Source organism: Pseudomonas sp. FP2294, assembly GCF_030687625.1.
Classification (GTDB): Bacteria; Pseudomonadota; Gammaproteobacteria; order Pseudomonadales; family Pseudomonadaceae; genus Aquipseudomonas; species Aquipseudomonas shahriarae.
Window position 1 is genome coordinate 4,530,437 of sequence record NZ_CP117441.1, and the last position, 19,150, is coordinate 4,549,586.

The 19,150-nt window shown below is 60.6% G+C and carries 14 protein-coding genes and 2 tRNA genes; 12 read left to right on the plus strand and 4 right to left on the minus strand.

Features of this window, described 5'->3' with window-relative positions; genetic code table 11:
• Nucleotides 1-42: 42 nt before the first annotated feature.
• The 3 genes from PSH73_RS20295 (at nt 43) to PSH73_RS20305 (ending at nt 4,405) form a co-directional block, all read left to right on the plus strand.
• Nucleotides 43-1,575 carry an AmpG family muropeptide MFS transporter gene (locus PSH73_RS20295; protein ID WP_057958638.1) on the plus strand — a complete coding sequence of 511 codons (1,533 nt, stop codon included), beginning with the start codon at nt 43-45 and terminating at the stop codon, nt 1,573-1,575.
• 140 nt (nt 1,576-1,715) lie between these two features.
• On the plus strand, nt 1,716-3,431 hold the full coding sequence (locus PSH73_RS20300; RefSeq protein WP_057439372.1) for a proline--tRNA ligase: 1,716 nt from the start codon (nt 1,716-1,718) through the stop codon (nt 3,429-3,431).
• A gap of 20 nt (nt 3,432-3,451) precedes the next feature.
• Nucleotides 3,452-4,405, plus strand: coding sequence for a hypothetical protein (locus PSH73_RS20305; RefSeq protein WP_305461250.1), 954 nt, complete (start codon nt 3,452-3,454; stop codon nt 4,403-4,405).
• Between the two features lie 137 nt (nt 4,406-4,542).
• Here the strand turns inward: PSH73_RS20305 and dinB are convergent, their stop codons facing one another.
• Nucleotides 4,543-5,601: a DNA polymerase IV gene (dinB, locus tag PSH73_RS20310; protein ID WP_057958636.1), complete on the minus strand. Its 1,059-nt coding sequence runs from the start codon at nt 5,599-5,601 to the stop codon at nt 4,543-4,545.
• Nucleotides 5,602-5,892: 291 nt separating this feature from the next.
• Here dinB and PSH73_RS20315 point away from each other — a divergent pair.
• The 4 genes from PSH73_RS20315 to PSH73_RS20330 all read left to right on the plus strand — a co-directional run bounded on the left by PSH73_RS20315 (nt 5,893) and on the right by PSH73_RS20330 (nt 10,442).
• Nucleotides 5,893-5,969: transfer RNA gene (locus tag PSH73_RS20315), tRNA-Met, on the plus strand.
• A gap of 194 nt (nt 5,970-6,163) precedes the next feature.
• Nucleotides 6,164-6,240: transfer RNA gene (locus tag PSH73_RS20320), tRNA-Met, on the plus strand.
• A gap of 279 nt (nt 6,241-6,519) precedes the next feature.
• Nucleotides 6,520-9,162 carry a bifunctional lysylphosphatidylglycerol flippase/synthetase MprF gene (mprF, locus tag PSH73_RS20325; RefSeq protein WP_057958635.1) on the plus strand — a complete coding sequence of 881 codons (2,643 nt, stop codon included), beginning with the start codon at nt 6,520-6,522 and terminating at the stop codon, nt 9,160-9,162.
• Entirely contained in the window at nt 9,162-10,442 is a 1,281-nt protein-coding gene (locus tag PSH73_RS20330) for a virulence factor family protein (protein WP_057958634.1), read from the plus strand. Before mprF ends, PSH73_RS20330 begins: the two co-directional genes overlap by 1 nt.
• 93 nt (nt 10,443-10,535) lie before the next feature.
• On the opposite strand, the gene PSH73_RS20335 is transcribed toward PSH73_RS20330, so the two are convergent.
• Nucleotides 10,536-11,654: an amidohydrolase family protein gene (locus tag PSH73_RS20335; RefSeq protein WP_162947766.1), complete on the minus strand. Its 1,119-nt coding sequence runs from the start codon at nt 11,652-11,654 to the stop codon at nt 10,536-10,538.
• Nucleotides 11,655-11,979: 325 nt separating this feature from the next.
• The gene (locus PSH73_RS20340; protein ID WP_057958632.1) at nt 11,980-13,881 is read right to left on the minus strand and encodes a potassium transporter Kup; all 1,902 of its coding nucleotides are present in this window, start codon (nt 13,879-13,881) and stop codon (nt 11,980-11,982) included.
• Between the two features lie 308 nt (nt 13,882-14,189).
• Here PSH73_RS20340 and rimO point away from each other — a divergent pair, with 308 nt between their 5' ends.
• The 5 genes from rimO (at nt 14,190) to tsaA (ending at nt 18,170) form a co-directional block, all read left to right on the plus strand.
• Nucleotides 14,190-15,530, plus strand: a complete 1,341-nt coding sequence (rimO, locus tag PSH73_RS20345) for a 30S ribosomal protein S12 methylthiotransferase RimO (RefSeq protein ID WP_120734061.1) — start codon at nt 14,190-14,192, stop codon at nt 15,528-15,530.
• Between the two features lie 103 nt (nt 15,531-15,633).
• Entirely contained in the window at nt 15,634-16,104 is a 471-nt protein-coding gene (locus PSH73_RS20350) for a GNAT family N-acetyltransferase (RefSeq protein ID WP_120734063.1), read from the plus strand.
• 128 nt (nt 16,105-16,232) lie between these two features.
• The gene (locus tag PSH73_RS20355) at nt 16,233-16,943 is read left to right on the plus strand and encodes an rRNA pseudouridine synthase (RefSeq protein ID WP_057958631.1); all 711 of its coding nucleotides are present in this window, start codon (nt 16,233-16,235) and stop codon (nt 16,941-16,943) included.
• Nucleotides 16,944-17,009: 66 nt separating this feature from the next.
• Complete coding sequence (locus PSH73_RS20360) at nt 17,010-17,471, plus strand: DUF1456 family protein (RefSeq protein ID WP_057439364.1); 462 nt, start codon at nt 17,010-17,012, stop codon at nt 17,469-17,471.
• A gap of 3 nt (nt 17,472-17,474) precedes the next feature.
• Nucleotides 17,475-18,170, plus strand: coding sequence for a tRNA (N6-threonylcarbamoyladenosine(37)-N6)-methyltransferase TrmO (gene tsaA, locus PSH73_RS20365; RefSeq protein ID WP_120734068.1), 696 nt, complete (start codon nt 17,475-17,477; stop codon nt 18,168-18,170).
• 148 nt (nt 18,171-18,318) lie between these two features.
• On the opposite strand, the gene fpr is transcribed toward tsaA, so the two are convergent.
• A complete protein-coding gene (gene fpr / locus PSH73_RS20370) occupies nt 18,319-19,098 on the minus strand; it encodes a ferredoxin-NADP reductase (protein ID WP_003172178.1) in 780 nt (259 codons plus the stop codon).
• Between the last annotated feature and the right edge of the window lie 52 nt (nt 19,099-19,150).

Below are 19,150 nucleotides of genomic sequence, written 5' to 3' on the forward strand. Positions count from 1 at the left end.
GTGCGCGCTTTGTTTCCGTAAATCTGAGGCAGACTCCAGCCCATGCCCCGTAAAACCTGGCGCGCCGCGCTCGCTGCCTATGCCAGCCCCTCGACGTTAGTGCTGTTATTGCTCGGCTTTGCCGCCGGTCTGCCTTACATGTTGGTGTTCTCGACGCTCTCAGTCTGGTTGCGCGAAGCCGGTGTGGCACGCGAGACCATTGGCTATGCGAGCCTGATCGGCCTGGCATATGCGTTCAAGTGGGTCTGGTCACCCCTGCTGGACCAATGGCGCCTGCCGCTATTGGGCAAGTTGGGCCGTCGTCGTTCCTGGTTGGTGCTGTCCCAATCCCTGGTAATTCTCGGCTTGATCGGCATGGGCTTCTGCGACCCGCAGAAACACCTGTCCTGGCTGATCGCCATTGCCGTTATCGTCGCATTCGCCTCCGCAACCCAAGACATCGCAGTTGACGCCTATCGCCTGGAAATCGCCGATGACAGCCGCCAGGCCGCGCTGGCCGCCAGCTATATGTCCGGCTACCGCATCGCCGCCCTGCTGGCCACGGCGGGCGCGCTGTTCTTTGCCGAAGGCTTTGGTTCCACCGGCTTCAACTATAAGCATTCGGCGTGGACCGGCACCTACGTGCTGTTCGGCGTGTTGATGATCCCTGCCCTGCTCACCAGCTTTTTCATGCGTGAACCCGACGTGCCCCTGCGCACCCAGTTGCAGGCCGGGCGCTACACGTTTGCCCACCAACTGATGTCGGTGTTTGTGCTGATCGTCCTGCTGGTGTCGGTCCCGGCGATGTTCACCCAGTTGTACAACACCGATTTCGCCAGCGTACTGTTCGAAGGCGTAAGCCTGCTCGACCTGCTGCTGGAAGACCGCGCCTTCCTGCGCGCCATCCTCTATATCACCCTCACCGCCCTGTGCCTCTCGGCCATGGGCCGTCGAGGCCTGGCGCCGGTGCTGACGCCGGTCAACGACTTTATCCTGCGCTACCGCTGGCAGGCCCTGTTGCTGCTGGGGCTGATCGCCACCTACCGCATGTCGGACACGGTGATGGGCGTGATGGCCAACGTGTTCTATATCGACCAGGGGTTCACCAAGGACCAGATCGCCAGTGTCAGCAAGATCTTCGGCCTGATCATGACCCTGGTCGGCGCCGGCATGGGTGGCCTGTTGATCGTGCGATTCGGCATCCTGCCGATCCTGTTTATCGGTGGTATCACCTCGGCCGGCACCAACTTGCTGTTCCTGATGCTCGCCGACATGGGCGCCGACCTGCAGATGCTGATCTTCACCATTTCCCTGGACAACTTCAGCTCGGGCCTGGCGACCTCGGCGTTCGTCGCCTACCTGTCGAGCCTGACCAACCTGAAGTTCTCCGCCACCCAATACGCCCTGCTCAGTTCGATCATGTTGCTGTTGCCACGACTGATCGGTGGTTACTCGGGGGTCATGGTGGAAAAGTTCGGCTATCACAACTTCTTCCTGATCACCGCGATGCTCGGTGTGCCGACACTGCTGCTGATTGCCTTGCACTGGTACCAGGAAAGCCGGCGGATCCGTTTGAACCCGCCCGAAGAAGGCTGATACCTGTGGGGGTTGGCCCGCTCCCACGTGAAGCCAGCGCCCCACAGAAATCCAGTCACCACCTGATGCCTGTACTCTGGCGGCGACCGCCCGTACAATCCCAGGTCACTTCAAGTCCAAGCAACCGACAACGGCCTACCATGCGCACCAGTCAATATTTGCTCGCCACACAGAAAGAAACGCCTTCCGACGCGGTCGTGATCAGCCACCAGCTGATGCTGCGCGCCGGTATGATCCGCAAACTGGCCTCTGGCCTGTACACCTGGCTGCCCATGGGCTTGAAGGTGATGCGCAAGGTCGAAGCGATCGTTCGCGAAGAAATGAACGCCGCCGGCTCTCTGGAAGTATTGATGCCGAGCACTCAGCCGGCTGAACTGTGGCAGGAATCCGGGCGCTGGGAAGAGTACGGCCCTGAGTTGCTGCGCTTCAAGGATCGTCATGGTCGCGACTTCTGCGCAGGCCCGACCCATGAAGAAGTGATCACCGACCTGATGCGCAACGAGTTGAGCAGCTACAAACAGCTGCCCCTCAACCTGTATCAGATCCAGACCAAGTTCCGTGACGAAATCCGCCCACGCTTCGGCTTGATGCGTGGCCGCGAGTTCATCATGAAGGACGCCTATTCGTTCCACGCCGATCAGCCTTCGCTGCAGGTCACCTATGACCGCATGCACCAGGCCTATTGCAACGTGTTCACCCGCCTGGGCCTGAAATTCCGCCCGGTCGAAGCGGACAACGGTTCCATCGGCGGCGCGGGTTCCCATGAGTTCCACGTGCTGGCAGAGTCCGGCGAAGACGATATCGTCTTCAGCGACGGCTCCGACTACGCGGCCAACATCGAGAAAGCCGAAGCGGTGCCACGGGAAACTTCCCGTCCTGCGCCGGCTGAAGAACTGCGCCTGGTCGATACCCCAGACACCAAGACCATCGCGGCCTTGGTCGAAAAATTCAATCTACCGATTGAAAAGACCATCAAGACCCTGATCGTGCATGCCGAGGAAGAAGGCAAGTTGATCGCCCTGGTGATCCGTGGCGACCACGAACTCAACGAAATCAAGGCTGCCCAGCAACCTGGCGTCGCCAGCCCGCTGGTCATGGCCTCGGACGCCGAACTGCGTGACGCCATTGGCGCCGGCGCCGGCTCCCTGGGCCCGCTGAACCTGCCATTGCCGATCATCATCGACCGCTCGGTCGAGCTGATGAGCGACTTCGGTATCGGTGCCAACATCGACGACAAGCACTACTTCGGCGTCAACTGGGAGCGTGACCTGCCGGTTCCAACCGTGGCCGACCTGCGCAACGTGGTGGCCGGTGATCCAAGCCCGGACGGCAAGGGCACCCTGGAAATCAAGCGCGGCATCGAAGTGGGGCACATCTTCCAGCTGGGCAACAAGTACAGCAAGGCGATGAAGTGCGAAGTGCTGGGCGAAAACGGCAAGCCGGTGACCCTGGAAATGGGCTGCTATGGCATTGGCGTTTCCCGCGTGGTGGCCGCTGCCATCGAGCAGAACCACGACGACAAAGGCATTATCTGGAGCGACACCCTGGCGCCGTTCCAGATCGCCCTGGTACCGCTGCGCTACGAAACCGAGCAGGTTCGCGAAGCCACCGACAAACTGTATGCCGAACTGACGGCCGCCGGTTTCGAAGTGCTGCTGGATGATCGCGACAAGAAAACCAGCCCGGGCATCAAGTTTGCCGACATGGAACTGATTGGCATCCCTCACCGGATCGTGGTCAGTGACCGCGGCCTGGCCGATGGCAATCTGGAATACAAGAGCCGGACCGAAGCCGAAGCCCAACCGTTGCCGGTGGCTGACGTGCTGCCCTTCCTTCAGGCGCGTATTCGTCGCTGAAAACCAGATCAAGAGAAGTCATGTTCAAGCGAAACACCAAAGCCCTGGGGGGCGCCGCCTTGTGCGGCGCCCTGCTGGTCAGCGGCTGCGCCAATCAAATGTCGCAGCGTAGCGAGCACGAGGAACGGATCGAGCGCAAGTTGCTCGACCACAGCCTGCAGATTGATGTCGGCGAACCCAAAGTACTTGAGCTGCCGCAACGCCGCGTGCGTATTCATGAACAGCGGACTTTCGAAGTCACTGAGTTTGAAGTCACGCGCCACTATGATCGCTACACGCCCTACCAGCCCTGGCGCGAACTCTATGAGATCCCGCTGGGTGCCGTGGCAGTGGTCGCGGGCGCCGGGGCCAATGTGGCGAACATCTTTGCCCTGGGCAACCTGCCCGACAGCATGACCCATGACTGGATCAGTTACGGCGTGGCCGGGCTCAACCCGTTCATGAACGTGCAGTCACACGGCCGGGCGCAGCAGAACCTGGCAGGCATCGACGAAATCCAGCGTGACCGCCGCCTGGAATACACCAGCCTGCCGTGGAGCGAGCGACCGGTGCAGGTCAAGGCCGGCAAGCAGACCCACGAGATGACCACCGACCGCAATGGCGTCCTGCGCCTGAACCTGCTGAACAGCCCGTTTGCCGAGCAGGACCTGAGCCAGGTCCGCACCTTGCGGATCAGCATTGAAGATGCCCAGGACGACGTGCACTCGGACTCATCCCTGGCCATCAGCACCACTTTGCGCGGCAAGCTGCTGGAAGCCCATGCCTTGATCTACGACGACCTGGAGGATGACGAAGTCAGCCAATGGGTGCATCGGGTCAAGCGCTTGTCAGAACTGGGCCTGGAAGAAGAAGCCAGCGAACTGGAACAGAGCCTGATTGAACTGACCCGCAATGATCCGGAATTGCAGCAGGAATTTCTCAAGGCGCTGACCCAGGATGGCGGCCGACTGGTGGCTGACCCGGGTACCCGCTGAGGCAGCACTCAATGTAGGAGCGGGCTTGTGTGGGAGCGGGCTTGCCCGCGATAGCGGAGTGTCAGGTTAGATTTATTCGACTGACCCACTGCCATCGCGGGCAAGCCCGCTCCCACATAAGGCCCACCTCCAGCCGTCTACCAGGACAGCTCCAGCTGTTCATTGCCCATGCTCAAATCGAGCAAGCGCACACCAATCCCCAGCAATCGCACCGGCTTACCCCCGCGATTGAACGCCTGGGTCAGCAACTGCCGGTAACTCTCCAGGTCCCGCCCTGCCCCCGCCTGTTCCAGGGTGGTCTGGGTAAAATCATGGAACTTCACTTTGACAAAGGGTTTACCCGGCCGATAACTGCTGTCGATACGCTGCATGCGCCCGGCCAGGGTCTCCATCAGCTCAGGGAGTTTTTCCAGGCAACTGGGCAGGTCCGGTAGATCGACATCGTAGGTATTCTCTACGCTGATGGATTGCCGGCGGCTGTCGTTATGCACCGCACGGTCATCAATCCCACGCGCCAAACTCCATAACCGCTCACCAAAACTGCCGAATTCCCGCACCAGCGCCAACTTGTTCCACTCGCGCAGTTGCAGGCAGTCCTCTATTCCCAGCCGCGCCAGTTTTTCAGCAGTGACCTTGCCGACGCCATGCAACTTGCTCACGGGCAGCGCCGAAACAAAGTCCTCCACCTGATCCGGGGTGATCACAAACAGTCCATTGGGCTTTTTCCAGTCGCTGGCGATCTTGGCCAGGAACTTGTTCGGCGCCACCCCCGCAGAAACCGTGATATGCAACTGATTGGAGACCCGCCGACGGATATCCTGGGCAATACGCGTGGCGCTGCCGCCGAAATGCGCGCAATCGGAAACATCCAGATAGGCTTCGTCCAGCGACAACGGTTCGATCAGATCGGTGTATTCACGGAAAATCGTGTGGATTTCTTTCGATGCTTCTTTATAGGCATCCATACGCGGCTTGACGATGGTCAGGTCGGGGCACAGTTTCAACGCATGGCGCGAGGACATGGCCGACCGCACGCCGTAGGCCCGCGCCTCGTAATTGCAGGTGGCGATCACCCCGCGCCGGTCCGCCGAGCCACCTACCGCCAGGGGCTTTTGCGCCAGGCTCGGGTTATCCCGCATTTCGATGGCAGCGTAGAAGCAGTCACAGTCGACGTGGATGATTTTGCGCTGCGTCATATAAAGAGAGGCGTGATCAGGACATAAAGTGGACGGATCGCCAGTATCGCATTCACACCTGTATATAGCACCAGTACTTTGAATCATCTGACAAAGCGGTAGGAAAAAGCCCGGATGAATTTATTTTCTCAATCGAAGAACACGCCCCAATAGAGCTGGAAGCCACGGCCTGACTGGCCGCAAACCCTTCCAGCAGTTGATTTGGAGAGCTAAGCGATTGAAGCACAAGCGCTTTTCTTTGAATCCGTGGTTGACACAGTGTCATTCCTCTGTAGAATGCCGACACACAGACGCGGGATGGAGCAGTCTGGTAGCTCGTCGGGCTCATAACCCGAAGGTCGTCGGTTCAAATCCGGCTCCCGCAACCAAACATCAAGAAAGGCTACTCGAAAGAGTGGCCTTTTTTGTGCGCGCAGGTTTTTGCCCTGCCGCCTGATGCAATATGCCGACGTAGTGAAAAGTCGTGCTCAATCGAGCACTTAGGCTAATTTGCAGTTATTTGGCCCTTTATGCCATTAACGGTTGACACCTCGTCGTTGCGCTGTAGAATGCCGCCCACAGACGCGGGATGGAGCAGTCTGGTAGCTCGTCGGGCTCATAACCCGAAGGTCGTCGGTTCAAATCCGGCTCCCGCAACCAAACATCAAGAAAGGCTACTCGAAAGAGTGGCCTTTTTTGTGTCTGACTGAAAAGTTCTTTTGAAACAATGGCATGGCATCTTTCAGGAAACCGCTCATGGGTTTCGGACTCCATCCAATTGCAGGCCATGCTCGAGTGCCGAGCACACCCTTGCGCGACCAATGGACGCTGTCGCCGGCCCCGGTGATCCGCGTTACTATTTGTAATTATTTTGTACATAGGGATTGGTAACTTGGCTGGATACCCCCATCCTGTCGCGCACAATCCACGAGGTGATTGATGCGCGCCAATTCGTCTGAACCACAAGACACTGTCACAGCCACACAACCGATCACCCCCACCCGTCTGCGCTGGCTGGATCGGTTGAGCAAGTATCGTCAACCCATTGGGCTGGCAGTCACTTTGCTGCTGTTTACCATTGCCTTGATCGCTTGCCGCCACTTGCTCCTGGAGCTGGATCTTTACGCCCTCCACGACTCGATCCTGGAGGTGCCGCAGCCCGCCTTGCTGGGCGCCTTCGCCGCCGCGATCGCCGGTTTCATCATTCTATTGGGCTACGAATTTTCCGGCGCACGCTACGCCGGGGTAAAACTGCCGGCCAAGACTTTGGCCTATGGCGGCTTTACCGCGTTCGCCATTGGCAATGCGATTGGCCTGTCGATGCTGTCCGGCGGCTCGGTGCGCTACCGCTTATATGCACGGCATGGCATCGGGGCTTCGGAAGTTGCCCGGATGACGGTGTTTGCCAGCCTGGCCCTGGGCTGCGCCCTACCGCCGCTCGCAGCCCTGGCCACCCTGAGCAACCTGCCCGCCGCCTCCAATGCCCTGCACTTGCCCGCAACGTTGCTCGGCGCAATCGCCGGTGCGGTGCTATTACTCTCGGTCGTACTGTGTATCGGGATTTATCGCCGTCGAACGCCAGAACAACCCTACCCCGACAACCTGCTAGTCAGAGTCGGCCGCCGCACCTTGCGCCTGCCAGGGCGCCGACTGACCTTCCTGCAATTGATCATCACCGCCCTGGACGTCGCCGCTGCCGCTACCGTGCTTTATCTGCTGCTGCCAGAAGCGCCGCCATTCGGTCCGTTCCTGCTGGTTTACCTGCTGGCGCTTGCCGCCGGTGTCCTGAGCCATGTACCAGGCGGCGTCGGGGTATTCGAAGCGATCCTGCTGGCCGCATTTGCCGACACGCTCGGCGCCGCGCCGCTGGCCGCCGCACTGCTGCTGTACCGCATGATCTACGTGGTGCTGCCGCTGTTGATCGCATGCATCTTCCTACTGATCAGCGAGGCTCAGCGTCTGTTCCAGACCCAGCAGAGCCTGCGGGTGGCCTCGGGCCTCGCGGCACCGGTGTTGGCCGTGCTGGTTTTTTTGTCCGGGGTGGTGCTGCTGTTCTCCGGCGCCACCCCGGAAATCGACTCACGCCTGGAAAACATCGGCTTCCTGATTCCCCACCGCCTGATTGACGCCTCGCACTTTGGCGCCAGCCTGATCGGCGTGCTGTGCCTGTTGCTGGCCCAGGGCCTGCGTCGACGCCTGTCGGCAGCCTGGATGCTGACCATGGTGCTGCTGCTGGTGGGCGCCCTGCTCTCACTGCTCAAAGGCTTCGACTGGGAAGAAGCCAGCCTGATGACCACCACCGCCGTGCTGCTGGCGATCTTCCGGCGCTCGTTCTACCGCGCCAGCCGCCTGACCGAGTTGCCGTTCTCGCCGCTGTATCTGGTGGCCAGCGTCTGCGTGCTCGGTGCGTCGATCTGGCTGCTGCTGTTTGCCTATCAGGATGTGCCTTATAGCCATCAACTGTGGTGGCAGTTCACCCTCGACGCCAACGCCCCGCGTGGCCTGCGCTCGCTGCTGGGCGCCGCAATCCTGTTGGTGATTGTCTCGCTGACCTGGCTGTTGCGCACCGCACGCCCGGTGATCCACCTGCCGAGCGCCGATGAGCTGGAGCGGGCCACCAAGATCCTGATGGCCTCGTCGCAACCCGACGGCGGCCTGGCCCTGACCGGCGACAAGGCCCTACTGTTCCACCCCAACGACGAAGCCTTCCTGATGTATGCCCGCCGTGGCCGTAGCCTGGTGGCGCTGTACGACCCGATCGGCCCGACCCAGCCAAGGGCCGAGATGATCTGGCAGTTCCGCGACCTGTGCGATATCCATCACGCCCGCCCGGTGTTCTACCAGGTGCGCGCAGAGAACCTGCCCTTCTATATGGATATCGGCCTGACGGCGATCAAGCTGGGCGAAGAAGCCCGGGTCGATCTCAAGCGCTTTGACCTGGAAGCCAAGGGCAAGGAGATGAAGGACCTGCGCTACACCTGGAACCGCGGGACGCGGGACGGCCTGTCTCTGGAAATCTTCGAGCCGGGGCAGGCGCCCATGGACGCGCTGAAAGTCATTTCCGATGCCTGGCTGACCGGCAAGAACGTGCGGGAAAAGGGCTTCTCCCTCGGCCGTTTCAGCGATGAATACCTCAAGCATTTTCGCATCGCGGTGATTCGCTTCGAGGGGCAGCCGGTGGCCTTCGCCAACCTGCTGGAGACCTACAGCCATGACCTGGCCAGCCTGGACCTGATGCGCGCGCACCCCGACGCACCAAAGCTGACCATGGAGTTCATGATGGTCGGCTTGATCCAGCATTATAAAAGCCACAACTATGCACGCTTCAGCCTCGGCATGGTGCCGTTGTCGGGCCTGCAACCGCGTCGTGGCGCACCGCTGACCCAGCGCCTGGGCTCGATGGTATTCCGCCGTGGCGAGCAACTGTATAACTTCCAAGGTTTGCGCCGCTTCAAAGACAAGTTCCAGCCTGACTGGGAACCTCGCTACATGGCCGTGCCCGCAGGACTTGATCCGCTGGTGGCACTGGCCGATACCGCCGCCCTGATCGCAGGCGGCTTGACTGGATTGGTGAAACGCTGATGATTCGACGCTCCTGGCGGTATGTATTGGCAGGTCTGGTGGTGCTGGCCCTGATCCTCGGTGGCGGCTACTGGTACTGGAATCGCCCTGCCCCCCAACCGACCCTGGAACAGTTGCCCCAGGCCGACGGCTCGAGCATGACCCGCGTAACACCGGGTACCCCCACCAAGGCCCGCGTAGCGGTCGCCGTGATGGCCGACGCCAGCCTGACCGATAATCAACTGATTGCCTTGAGCCAGGGCGGCAGCGCGCAGATCGTGCAAGTGATCCTGCCCAAGGAAGACTGCAAACTGCAGGAACAAGCCCTGCAAGCGGCGCTGGGCCAACTCAAGGGCCCGGCCACCCTGGTCAGCGGCATCGGCCCTGGCGCCGGCCTGGCCTGGCGCTGGCTGGCGACGCAGAACGACGACAAGGCCAACGCCATCTCGGTGGGCTTTGCCCTGGTCCAGGAAGGTTGCACGGACCCACTGCCCAAGACCGCCGCCCACGGCAACTGGCTGGTGGCCTGGAACGACAACCCCGACGACGAAAGCGCCAGTTTCGTACGCGACACCCCGCGTGCCACCACCAGCATCAGCGACTACGACATCAACTACCCGCAAGTGCTGAACAATGAACTGCGCAAGCAACTGGTGGGCTCGGACAATGGCGGCCTGGCGATCCCGGTGGTCGAAGTACCGGCCGGCCAGGCCAAGGACACCGTGACCCTGTTCCTCTCCGGCGACGGCGGCTGGCGCGACCTGGACCGCGACGTGGCCGGCGAGATGGCGAAGATCGGCTACCCGGTGGTCGGCGTCGACACCCTGCGCTACTACTGGCAGCACAAAAGCCCGGAACAGAGCGCCAAAGACCTGACCGAACTGATGCAGCACTACCGGCAGAAATGGGGCACCAAACGCTTTGTGCTGACGGGTTACTCGTTCGGTGCCGATGTACTGCCAGCTATCTACAACCGCCTGCCGGAAGCCGAACAGCAGCGGGTCGACGCCATTATCCTGCTGGCCTTTGCCCGCACCGGCAGCTTCGAGATCGAAGTGGAAGGCTGGCTGGGCAACGCCGGCAAGGAAGCCGCCACCGGCCCGGAAATGGCCAAGCTGCCAGCGGCCAAAGTGGTGTGCATCTACGGTGAGGAAGAAGTCGATGAGAGCGGCTGCACCGACAAGACCGCCGTGGGCGAAGCCATGAAGCTACCGGGCGGCCATCACTTCGACGAGAACTACCCGGCATTGGCCAAGCGCCTGGTGGATATCATCGAGAAGCGTCAGGTCAAGGCAGAGTAACGTCTGCTCCTACCGTAGATCCCATTGCAGGTTAATCGCCGTACAACAAAAAGCCCTCGCTGCCTCACGGTAACGAGGGCTTTTTAGTGGGCCTCAGCGCACCGCTGCCGACGGTCCGGAAAGATCCCACACATCATCCTGCGCGTGACTGGCCTCCCAGGCTCGCACCTTGCGCCGCGCTTCATCAAACAGACGCACGTAGTTGCCGTGACTGATTTTTTCCGCGACATCAGGTGGCAGTCGACTGAACAGCGGTCGGATCAACTCGGGAAGCGCCAGGTATTGCTCGACCGTGAGGCGCTGGCCAGGTACCACCTTGTCCGGCAACTCTAGCGTGTTCTTGCTGAACATCACGGTATCGGAGCCCCATAACACCCGGCTGCTGTACTGATTGAAAAAGCCGATCCACTCATTGACGGGCGGCATGCCAGGTCCGGGGTGAATAATATTTTCCTGGACCAGATCCCAGGAAATATCCACTACCCATGCCGGGCAGCTGTCGAGAATACGAGCAACGGTCTTCAAGTGGGTGGACGTCGGTTTTACATAGCGCCCCAGCCCGGTGTGCGCCCAGATCACCGAAGCACTGGGGGCCGCGCTGCACAAATGCTTGAGGGCCGCCTCATAGGTCCGGCCAGGGAAGACATCCTCCACCGTACCGTCGTAGTTGACTTCGGTCTGGTACAAGTCGTTGTGTAGCGTCACGACCAGACCGGTCTCTTCGGCCACCTTCAGCAGATCTACCAGGGACTGGGCATACAGCGACATCGTGCCTTTCTTATCGAGGTCAGCGGGTAGCGGCACGGTGGCAGTGCTGCGGATGGTCTCGCCGGCGATCTTGCGTGACACCAACTCCTTGTGCACCGTGAACTCACCGATACCGGCAAACGCCCCCGGAAAGGTCAGCAGCACCCGCTTGATGTGCTGGGCCCCATACCGGTCCATGGGGTTGAAGCCGGTAATCATAAGGTCCAGCCGCCCCTGATCCGCCGCTGACAACTGCAGGTACTCCCTGGCATACATCGCGTCCGCGAAGGCGTAATAGTACAAGTCCGCCTTGGGGCCGATGTAGTAGTTGGCGCCATACAAACGACCGGAAGGGTCCATCACCTGATAGTGTTCAAAACTGTCCCAGCGCTGCTGCAACGGCAGCGGCATCACCACCGAACGGACCACACTGGCCGATAAATAGTCTGACAGTAGGGTTTTCAACGAAACGCCCTGATAGGCGTAATTGGAAGGGTGGAAGTGAGCGTCGGCAAAGGGCAAAGCCTGGGGGACGACGGGCGGTATATCAATGCTGCTGGACGAACAACCTACAACTAAAAGCGTGATGCCTGACACCAATCCTGAGAGCGTGCGCTTCATCTTTGGCTTTCCCTAGTAAGTGGATCCTCATGGGCCAGACGACAAACTTGGATAAAAAGACGTTAGCACACCCCCCAGGCTTTAAAAGGCGATGATTCAACCAAGGATCGACAGGCCAAAAAAAACCGCGATGGCATACAGCCCATCGCGGTTCTGTTTTCAACACGGCCTACATTTCTACCTGGGTGCCCAACTCAATCACCCGGTTCACCGGCAGCTTGAAGAAGCGCAGGTTGCCATTGGCGTTCTTCAGCATGAAAGCAAACAACCCTTCACGCCAGCGCGCCATGCCTTCGAGCTTGGAGGCGATGACCGTCTCGCGGCTGAGGAAGTAGGTGGTGCGCATGGGGCTGAAGTCCAGGTCGTCCAGATGGCACAGCTTCAGGGCTTCGGGTACGTCCGGCTCATCGGTAAAGCCAAAGTGCAGGATCACGCGGAAGAAACCGTCGCCATAGGAATCCACCTCGAAGCGGCGCTGGGCCGGGACGCGCGGGATATCTTCATAGACCACCGTCAGCAGCACCACCTGCTCGTGCAGCACCTGGTTATGCAACAGGTTATGCAGCAAGGCATGGGGCACCGCGTCCGGGCGGGCGGTGAGGAACACCGCCGTGCCCTGCACGCGATGGGGCGGCTGGACGCGGATGCTGCTGATAAAGATCGGCAGCGGCAGCCCGCCCTCGTCCAGGCGCTCCACCAGTAATTGCTTGCCGCGCTTCCAGGTGGTCATCAGCACAAACAGCACGATCCCCGCCAATACCGGGAACGCACCGCCCTGCACTACCTTCGGCACGTTGGCCGCAAAGAACAGGCCATCCACCAGCAAAAAGCCCAGCAACACCGGGACTGCCAGGACCGGCGGCCATTTCCACAGCAGCAGCATCACCGCGGAGACGAGGATCGTGGTCATCAGCATGGTTCCGGTCACGGCCACCCCGTAGGCCGAGGCCAGGGCGCCCGAAGACTCGAAGCCCAGCACCAGCAGGATCACGCCAACCATCAGCGACCAGTTCACCGCGCCAATGTAGATCTGGCCTTGCTCGGCGCTGGAGGTGTGCTGGATATGCATGCGCGGGATGTAACCAAGCTGGATTGCCTGGCGCGTCAACGAGAACGCACCGGAAATCACCGCCTGGGAAGCAATCACCGTGGCCAGGGTGGACAAGCCCACCAGCGGCAGCAGTGCCCAGCTTGGCGCCAGCAGGTAGAACGGGTTGCGCGCGGCCTCGGGGTCACCCAGCAGCATCGCGCCCTGGCCAAAATAGTTGAGCACCAGGGCCGGCAGCACCAGGATAAACCAGGCGCGGGCAATGGGTTTGCGGCCGAAATGGCCCATGTCGGCATACAGCGCTTCGGCACCGGTCAAGGCCAGCACCACGGCGCCGAGGATCGCCACGCCGATACCCGGGTGGACCATGAAGAAGCGCACGCCCCACATCGGGTTCATCGCGTTGAGCACTTCAGGGTGCTGGACGATGCCATAGATACCCAGGCCACCCAGCACCAAAAACCAGGTGACCATCACCGGCCCGAACAGCTTGCCGATGCGGTCGGTGCCATGTTTCTGGATCAGGAACAGCCCCACCAGCACCACCAGCGCCACGGGCACGACCCAATGCTTCAGGCCGTCGAACGCCAGTTCCAGGCCCTCGATGGCCGACAACACGGAAATCGCCGGGGTGATCATGCTGTCGCCATAGAACAACGCCGCACCGCACAGGCCGCACACCACCAGGAAACTGCGCAGCCGCGGGTGATTGCCCGCCGCCCGTCGGGCCAGCGCCGTCAGAGCCATGATGCCGCCCTCGCCCTGGTTGTCGGCGCGCAGCACGAACAACATGTACTTGATGGACACCACCCAGATCAGCGACCAGAAAATCAGCGCCAGGATCCCCAGCACGCCGTCATGATTGACCTGGACCCCGTAATTGCCGGAAAACACCTCTTTAAGGGTGTAGAGCGGGCTGGTGCCGATATCGCCATAAACCACCCCGACCGCGGCCACCAACATGCCGATTGGCTTTGCGCTGGAGTGCCCGGCACCTGCCGCCTGACTATTTACCTGACCCATCAACCACTCCCGCCCTTTTGACCTGAGGTCTTCTATAAGCAGCACAGCTATACACTTAAGCCCAACGCCAAGCTATACACAGCGTGTACTGCTGTACTTCTAGTAACAGATTATTTGTTGACTACCGATCTACCCCGATGCAACGGCGCGCAGCATAACGCAGCACTCGTCGTATTTCCCTGCATAAAGCTGGTCAAGCGCGTTTCCCGTCGCTAGAATTGCGCACTTTTTGATCAGAGGCACATCAAGTGCCCATCCGTTGCCCTGTCGTGCCCGACTGGCGGCGTCATTCAATACCGAGGTTAGACATGTCCACCACCATCGCAAAAGCCAACCCAAAGGTTGGCTTTGTTTCCCTGGGTTGCCCGAAGGCTCTGGTCGACTCCGAGCGCATCCTCACGCAACTGCGCATGGAAGGCTACGACGTTGTGTCCACCTACCAGGACGCTGACGTGGTGGTGGTCAACACCTGTGGCTTCATTGACTCGGCCAAGGCAGAGTCCCTGGAAGTGATCGGCGAAGCCATCAAGGAAAACGGCAAGGTCATCGTCACCGGCTGCATGGGCGTGGAAGAAGGCAATATCCGCAACGTGCACCCAAGCGTGCTAGCGGTGACCGGTCCGCAGCAGTACGAGCAGGTGGTCAACGCCGTGCACGATGTGGTGCCGCCGCGCCAGGACCACAACCCGCTGATCGACCTGGTGCCACCCCAGGGCATCAAGCTGACCCCGCGTCACTATGCGTACCTGAAGATTTCCGAAGGCTGCAACCACAGTTGCAGCTTCTGCATCATCCCGTCGATGCGCGGCAAGCTGGTCAGCCGCCCGGTGGGCGATGTACTGGACGAGGCCCAGCGTCTGGTCAAGTCCGGGGTCAAAGAGCTGCTGGTGATCTCCCAGGACACCAGTGCCTACGGCGTCGACGTGAAGTACCGCACCGGTTTCTGGAACGGCGCGCCGGTGAAAACCCGCATGACCGAACTGTGCGAAGCCCTGAGCAGCCTGGGTGTGTGGGTGCGCCTGCACTACGTGTACCCGTACCCGCACGTCGACGAACTGATCCCGTTGATGGCCGCCGGCAAGATCCTGCCGTACCTGGACATCCCGTTCCAGCACGCCAGCCCCAAAGTGCTCAAGGCCATGAAACGCCCGGCCTTCGAAGACAAGACCCTGGCGCGGATCAAGAACTGGCGCGAGATCTGCCCGGACCTGATCATCCGCTCGACCTTTATCGTGGGCTTCCCCGGCGAAACCGAAGAAGACTTCCAGTACCTGCTGGACTGGCTGACCGAAGCCCAACTGGACCGCGTCGGCTGCTTCCAGTACTCGCCGGTGGAAGGTGCCCCGGCCAACCTGCTGGACCTGGCGGTGGTGCCGGATGACGTCAAGCAGGAGCGTTGGGAGCGTTTCATGGCCCATCAACAAGCCATCAGCTCGGCCCGCCTGCAACTGCGCATCGGCAAGGAAATCGAAGTGCTGATCGACGAAGTGGACGAGCAAGGCGCGGTCGGCCGCTGCTTCTTCGACGCGCCGGAAATCGACGGCAATGTATTTATCGACGATGCCAGCGGCCTCAAGCCCGGCGACAAGGTCTGGTGCACGGTCACCGACGCCGACGAGTACGACCTCTGGGCGCAAAAACGCGACTAAGCGGTAAAAAATTGAAAAAGCCCTGCTTCTGGACAAGATGCGGGGCTTTTTTAGGTCTATCGTTTGCCCCATCACCGCCAACAAGCAGCAAGGAGCAGCGGGCATGGACCAGCACTCGGTTATCCACACCCCGAAAACCAGCGACTATCCGGAATTGACCCGGATCTGGGAGGCCTCGGTGCGAGCCACCCATGACTTCCTGCCGGATAGCTACATTGAGCGCCTGAGACACCTGGTGCTGACGCGCTACCTGGATGCCGTGATGTTGATCTGCACCAAGGACGCGCGCCAGCGGATCACCGGGTTTGCCGGCGTTGCGGCGGGCAAGGTGGAAATGCTGTTTATCGACCCGCACTACCGGGGCCAGGGGCTGGGGCAGCAGTTGCTGCAGTATGCGGTTACGTCGATGAATGCCGATGAACTGGACGTCAACGAACAAAACCCCCAGGCCCTGGGCTTCTACCTCAAGCAGGGTTTTGAAGTGATCGGGCGCACCGAGCATGACGGCATGGGCCAGCCCTATCCGTTGCTGCATATGCGTTTGCGCCAGGTGCAGCAAACACGCAGCGGCTGACACAGCCCAAATCAAATGTTGGCGCTGGCTTGCCTGCGCCCACAAAAAGCAACTGCGGCGAAATGGGGCCGGGATTAACCGGCTCCAGGCAGGTACAATAGCTGCCCCCTTTTGTTACGGCCCTTGTCATGACTGACCCCATACGCCTCTCCAAACGCCTTATCGAACTGGTCGGTTGCTCCCGTCGGGAGGCCGAGCTGTACATCGAAGGCGGCTGGGTCTCGGTAGATGGCGAAGTGATTGATGAGCCACAGTTCAAGGTCACGACACAAAAAGTCGAACTTGATCCCGAGGCCAAGGCCACGGCTCCAGAGCCTGTGACTATCCTGTTTCATGCACCGGTTGGTGTGGATGTCGACAGCGCGATGCAGTCCCTGAGCGCCGAAACCCTGTCTGAAGAGCACCGCTTCAGCAAGCGCCCGCTCAAGGGCCACTTCCTGCGCCTGACCGCCAGCGCCGACCTGCAGGCCAAGGCCAGCGGCCTGTTGGTGTTTACCCAGGACTGGAAAATCCTGCGCAAGCTGACGGCCGATGCCGCCAAGATCGAGCAGGAGTATGTGGTTGAGGTCTCCGGCGACGTGGCAGAGCACGGTCTGAACCGCCTCGCCCATGGCCTGATGTACAAAGGCAAGGAATTGCCGGCGGTCAAAGCCAGCTGGCAGAACGAGAACCGCCTGCGCTTTGCCCTGAAAAACCCGCAGCCCGGCATCATCGCCCTGTTCTGCGAAGCCATTGGCCTGAAGGTTGTGGCCATTCGCCGCATCCGCATTGGCGGCGTGTCCATCGGCAAGGTGCCGGTCGGCCAATGGCGCTACATGTCCGGCAAGGAAAAGTTCTAAGCCACCCTATTTCTCGAGATCGCCCGCCCGGGCGATGTCTACAGTCGAATACCAGGATTGCCCACCATGATTCACAACGACGTACTGCGCAGCGTGCGCTACATGCTCGACATCAGCGACAACAAGATGGTCGAGATCATCAAGATCGGCGGCATGGAAGTGTCCAAGGACGACCTGCTGACCTACCTCAAGAAAGACGAGGAAGAAGGCTTCGTGTTCTGCCCCGACGAAGTCATGGCGCACTTCCTCGATGGCCTGGTGATCTTCAAGCGCGGCAAGGACGAAAGCCGTCCCCCGCAGCCGATCGAAACCCCGGTGACCAACAACATCATCCTCAAGAAGCTGCGCGTGGCCTTCGAGCTCAAGGAAGACGACATGCACGCCATCCTCAAGGCGGCCGAGTTCCCGGTGTCCAAGCCGGAATTGAGCGCACTGTTCCGCAAGTTCGGCCACACCAACTATCGCCCGTGTGGCGACCAGTTGCTGCGTAACTTCCTCAAGGGCCTGACCCTGCGGGTTCGCGCGTAAGCCATGAACTACAACGTCTCACCCGTAGGTTTCGTGCGCTCCTGCTTCAAGGAGAAGTTCGCCATCCCGCGCCAACCCCAACTGGCGCCCGCCGCCAGGGGCTTGCTGGAGCTGGTGGCGCCGTTCGACCAGGGCGAGGCCGTACAGGGCCTGGAGCAGGTCAGCCATGTGTGGCTGCTGTTCCTGTTTCATCAGGCCCTGGAAGACAAGCCGCGCTTGAAAGTGCGCCCGCCGCGCCTGGGTGGCAACACGTCCATGGGCGTATTTGCCACCCGTGCGACCCATCGCCCCAATGGCATCGGCCAGTCGGTGGTGAAGCTGGACAAGGTGGAGCCGGGCCGGCTGTGGATTTCCGGGATCGACTTGCTCGATGGCACGCCGGTCTTGGATATCAAGCCGTATGTGCCTTATGCCGACATCATCGACACGGCCACCAACCGCATCGCAAGCAGCGCGCCACAGCTGATTCCCGTGCAGTGGCTGAAGACCGCGCTGCACCAGGCACAAGGCCACGCCCAGCGCCTTGGCGAGCCGTTGGTGGAGCTGATTGAGCAGTGCCTGGCACAGGACCCCCGGCCGGCGTATCAGACGCCAGGGCCGGAGCGCGAGTATGGTGTGCGGTTCTGGGATGTGGACGTGCGTTGGCACTATCCCGAGGCTGGGGTGATTTGCGTGCTTGAAGTGGTTGCGGCCGAATAAACGCCAAAAACAAATATGGGAGCTGGCCAGTGTGAGAGCTGGCTTGCCTGCGATATAGGCACCTCGGTGTATCAGCTACACCACGGTGATGCCATCGCAGGCAAGCCAGCTCCCCCACCGGGCAGCTCCCACATTTTTATAGTCGCGCTTACTTCTCGACGAACGCACGCTCGATCAAGTAGTCACCCGGCTCACGCATGCGTGGCGAAACCTTCAGACCGAAGCTGTTCAGCACTTCGCTGGTCTCGTCGAGCATGCTCGGGCTACCGCACAGCATGGCGCGGTCGTCTTCAGGATTGATCGGCGGCAGGCCGATATCACTGAACAGCTTACCGCTGCGCATCAGGTCGGTGAGGCGGCCTTCGTTTTCGAACGGCTCACGGGTCACGGTCGGGTAGTAGATCAACTTTTCACGCAGCGCCTCGCCGAAGAACTCGTTCTGCGGCAGGTGCTCGGTGATGAACTCGCGGTAGGCGACTTCGTTGACGTAACGCACGCCGTGGCACAGGATCACTTTTTCGAAGCGCTCGTAGGTTTCCGGGTCCTGGATCACGCTCATAAAGGGCGCGAGGCCCGTACCGGTGCTGAGCAGGTACAGGTGTTTGCCCGGCTTCAAATCGTCCAGCACCAGGGTGCCCGTCGGTTTTTTGCTGATGATGATCTCGTCGCCTTCCTTCAAGTGCTGCAATTGGGAAGTCAGCGGGCCATCCGGAACCTTGATGCTGAAGAACTCCAGATGCTCTTCCCAGTTCGGGCTGGCGATGGAGTAAGCGCGCATGAGCGGGCGGCCATTGGGCTGTTGCAGGCCGATCATCACGAACTGACCGTTCTCAAAGCGCAGGCCCGGGTCGCGGGTGCACTTGAAGCTGAACAGAGTGTCGTTCCAGTGATGAACACTGAGGACACGCTCGTGGTTCATGTTGCTCATGTACGGGGAACTCCTGGAAATGGGTCAGCGCCAAAAATGATAGGTGCGCAAT

What these genes read in the sequence shown, in the direction of transcription:
- PSH73_RS20360 (WP_057439364.1), top strand. Translation starts at nt 17,010, where the DNA reads ATGATTCACAACGACGTACTGCGCAGCGTGCGCTACATGCTCGACATC.
- PSH73_RS20300 (WP_057439372.1), top strand. Translation starts at nt 1,716, where the DNA reads ATGCGCACCAGTCAATATTTGCTCGCCACACAGAAAGAAACGCCTTCC.
- tsaA (WP_120734068.1), top strand. Translation starts at nt 17,475, where the DNA reads ATGAACTACAACGTCTCACCCGTAGGTTTCGTGCGCTCCTGCTTCAAG.
- dinB (WP_057958636.1), bottom strand. Translation starts at nt 5,601, where the DNA reads ATGACGCAGCGCAAAATCATCCACGTCGACTGTGACTGCTTCTACGCT.
- mprF (WP_057958635.1), top strand. Translation starts at nt 6,520, where the DNA reads ATGCGCGCCAATTCGTCTGAACCACAAGACACTGTCACAGCCACACAA.
- PSH73_RS20350 (WP_120734063.1), top strand. Translation starts at nt 15,634, where the DNA reads ATGGACCAGCACTCGGTTATCCACACCCCGAAAACCAGCGACTATCCG.
- PSH73_RS20330 (WP_057958634.1), top strand. Translation starts at nt 9,162, where the DNA reads ATGATTCGACGCTCCTGGCGGTATGTATTGGCAGGTCTGGTGGTGCTG.
- fpr (WP_003172178.1), bottom strand. Translation starts at nt 19,098, where the DNA reads ATGAGCAACATGAACCACGAGCGTGTCCTCAGTGTTCATCACTGGAAC.
- PSH73_RS20355 (WP_057958631.1), top strand. Translation starts at nt 16,233, where the DNA reads ATGACTGACCCCATACGCCTCTCCAAACGCCTTATCGAACTGGTCGGT.
- PSH73_RS20340 (WP_057958632.1), bottom strand. Translation starts at nt 13,881, where the DNA reads ATGGGTCAGGTAAATAGTCAGGCGGCAGGTGCCGGGCACTCCAGCGCA.
- PSH73_RS20305 (WP_305461250.1), top strand. Translation starts at nt 3,452, where the DNA reads ATGTTCAAGCGAAACACCAAAGCCCTGGGGGGCGCCGCCTTGTGCGGC.
- rimO (WP_120734061.1), top strand. Translation starts at nt 14,190, where the DNA reads ATGTCCACCACCATCGCAAAAGCCAACCCAAAGGTTGGCTTTGTTTCC.
- PSH73_RS20295 (WP_057958638.1), top strand. Translation starts at nt 43, where the DNA reads ATGCCCCGTAAAACCTGGCGCGCCGCGCTCGCTGCCTATGCCAGCCCC.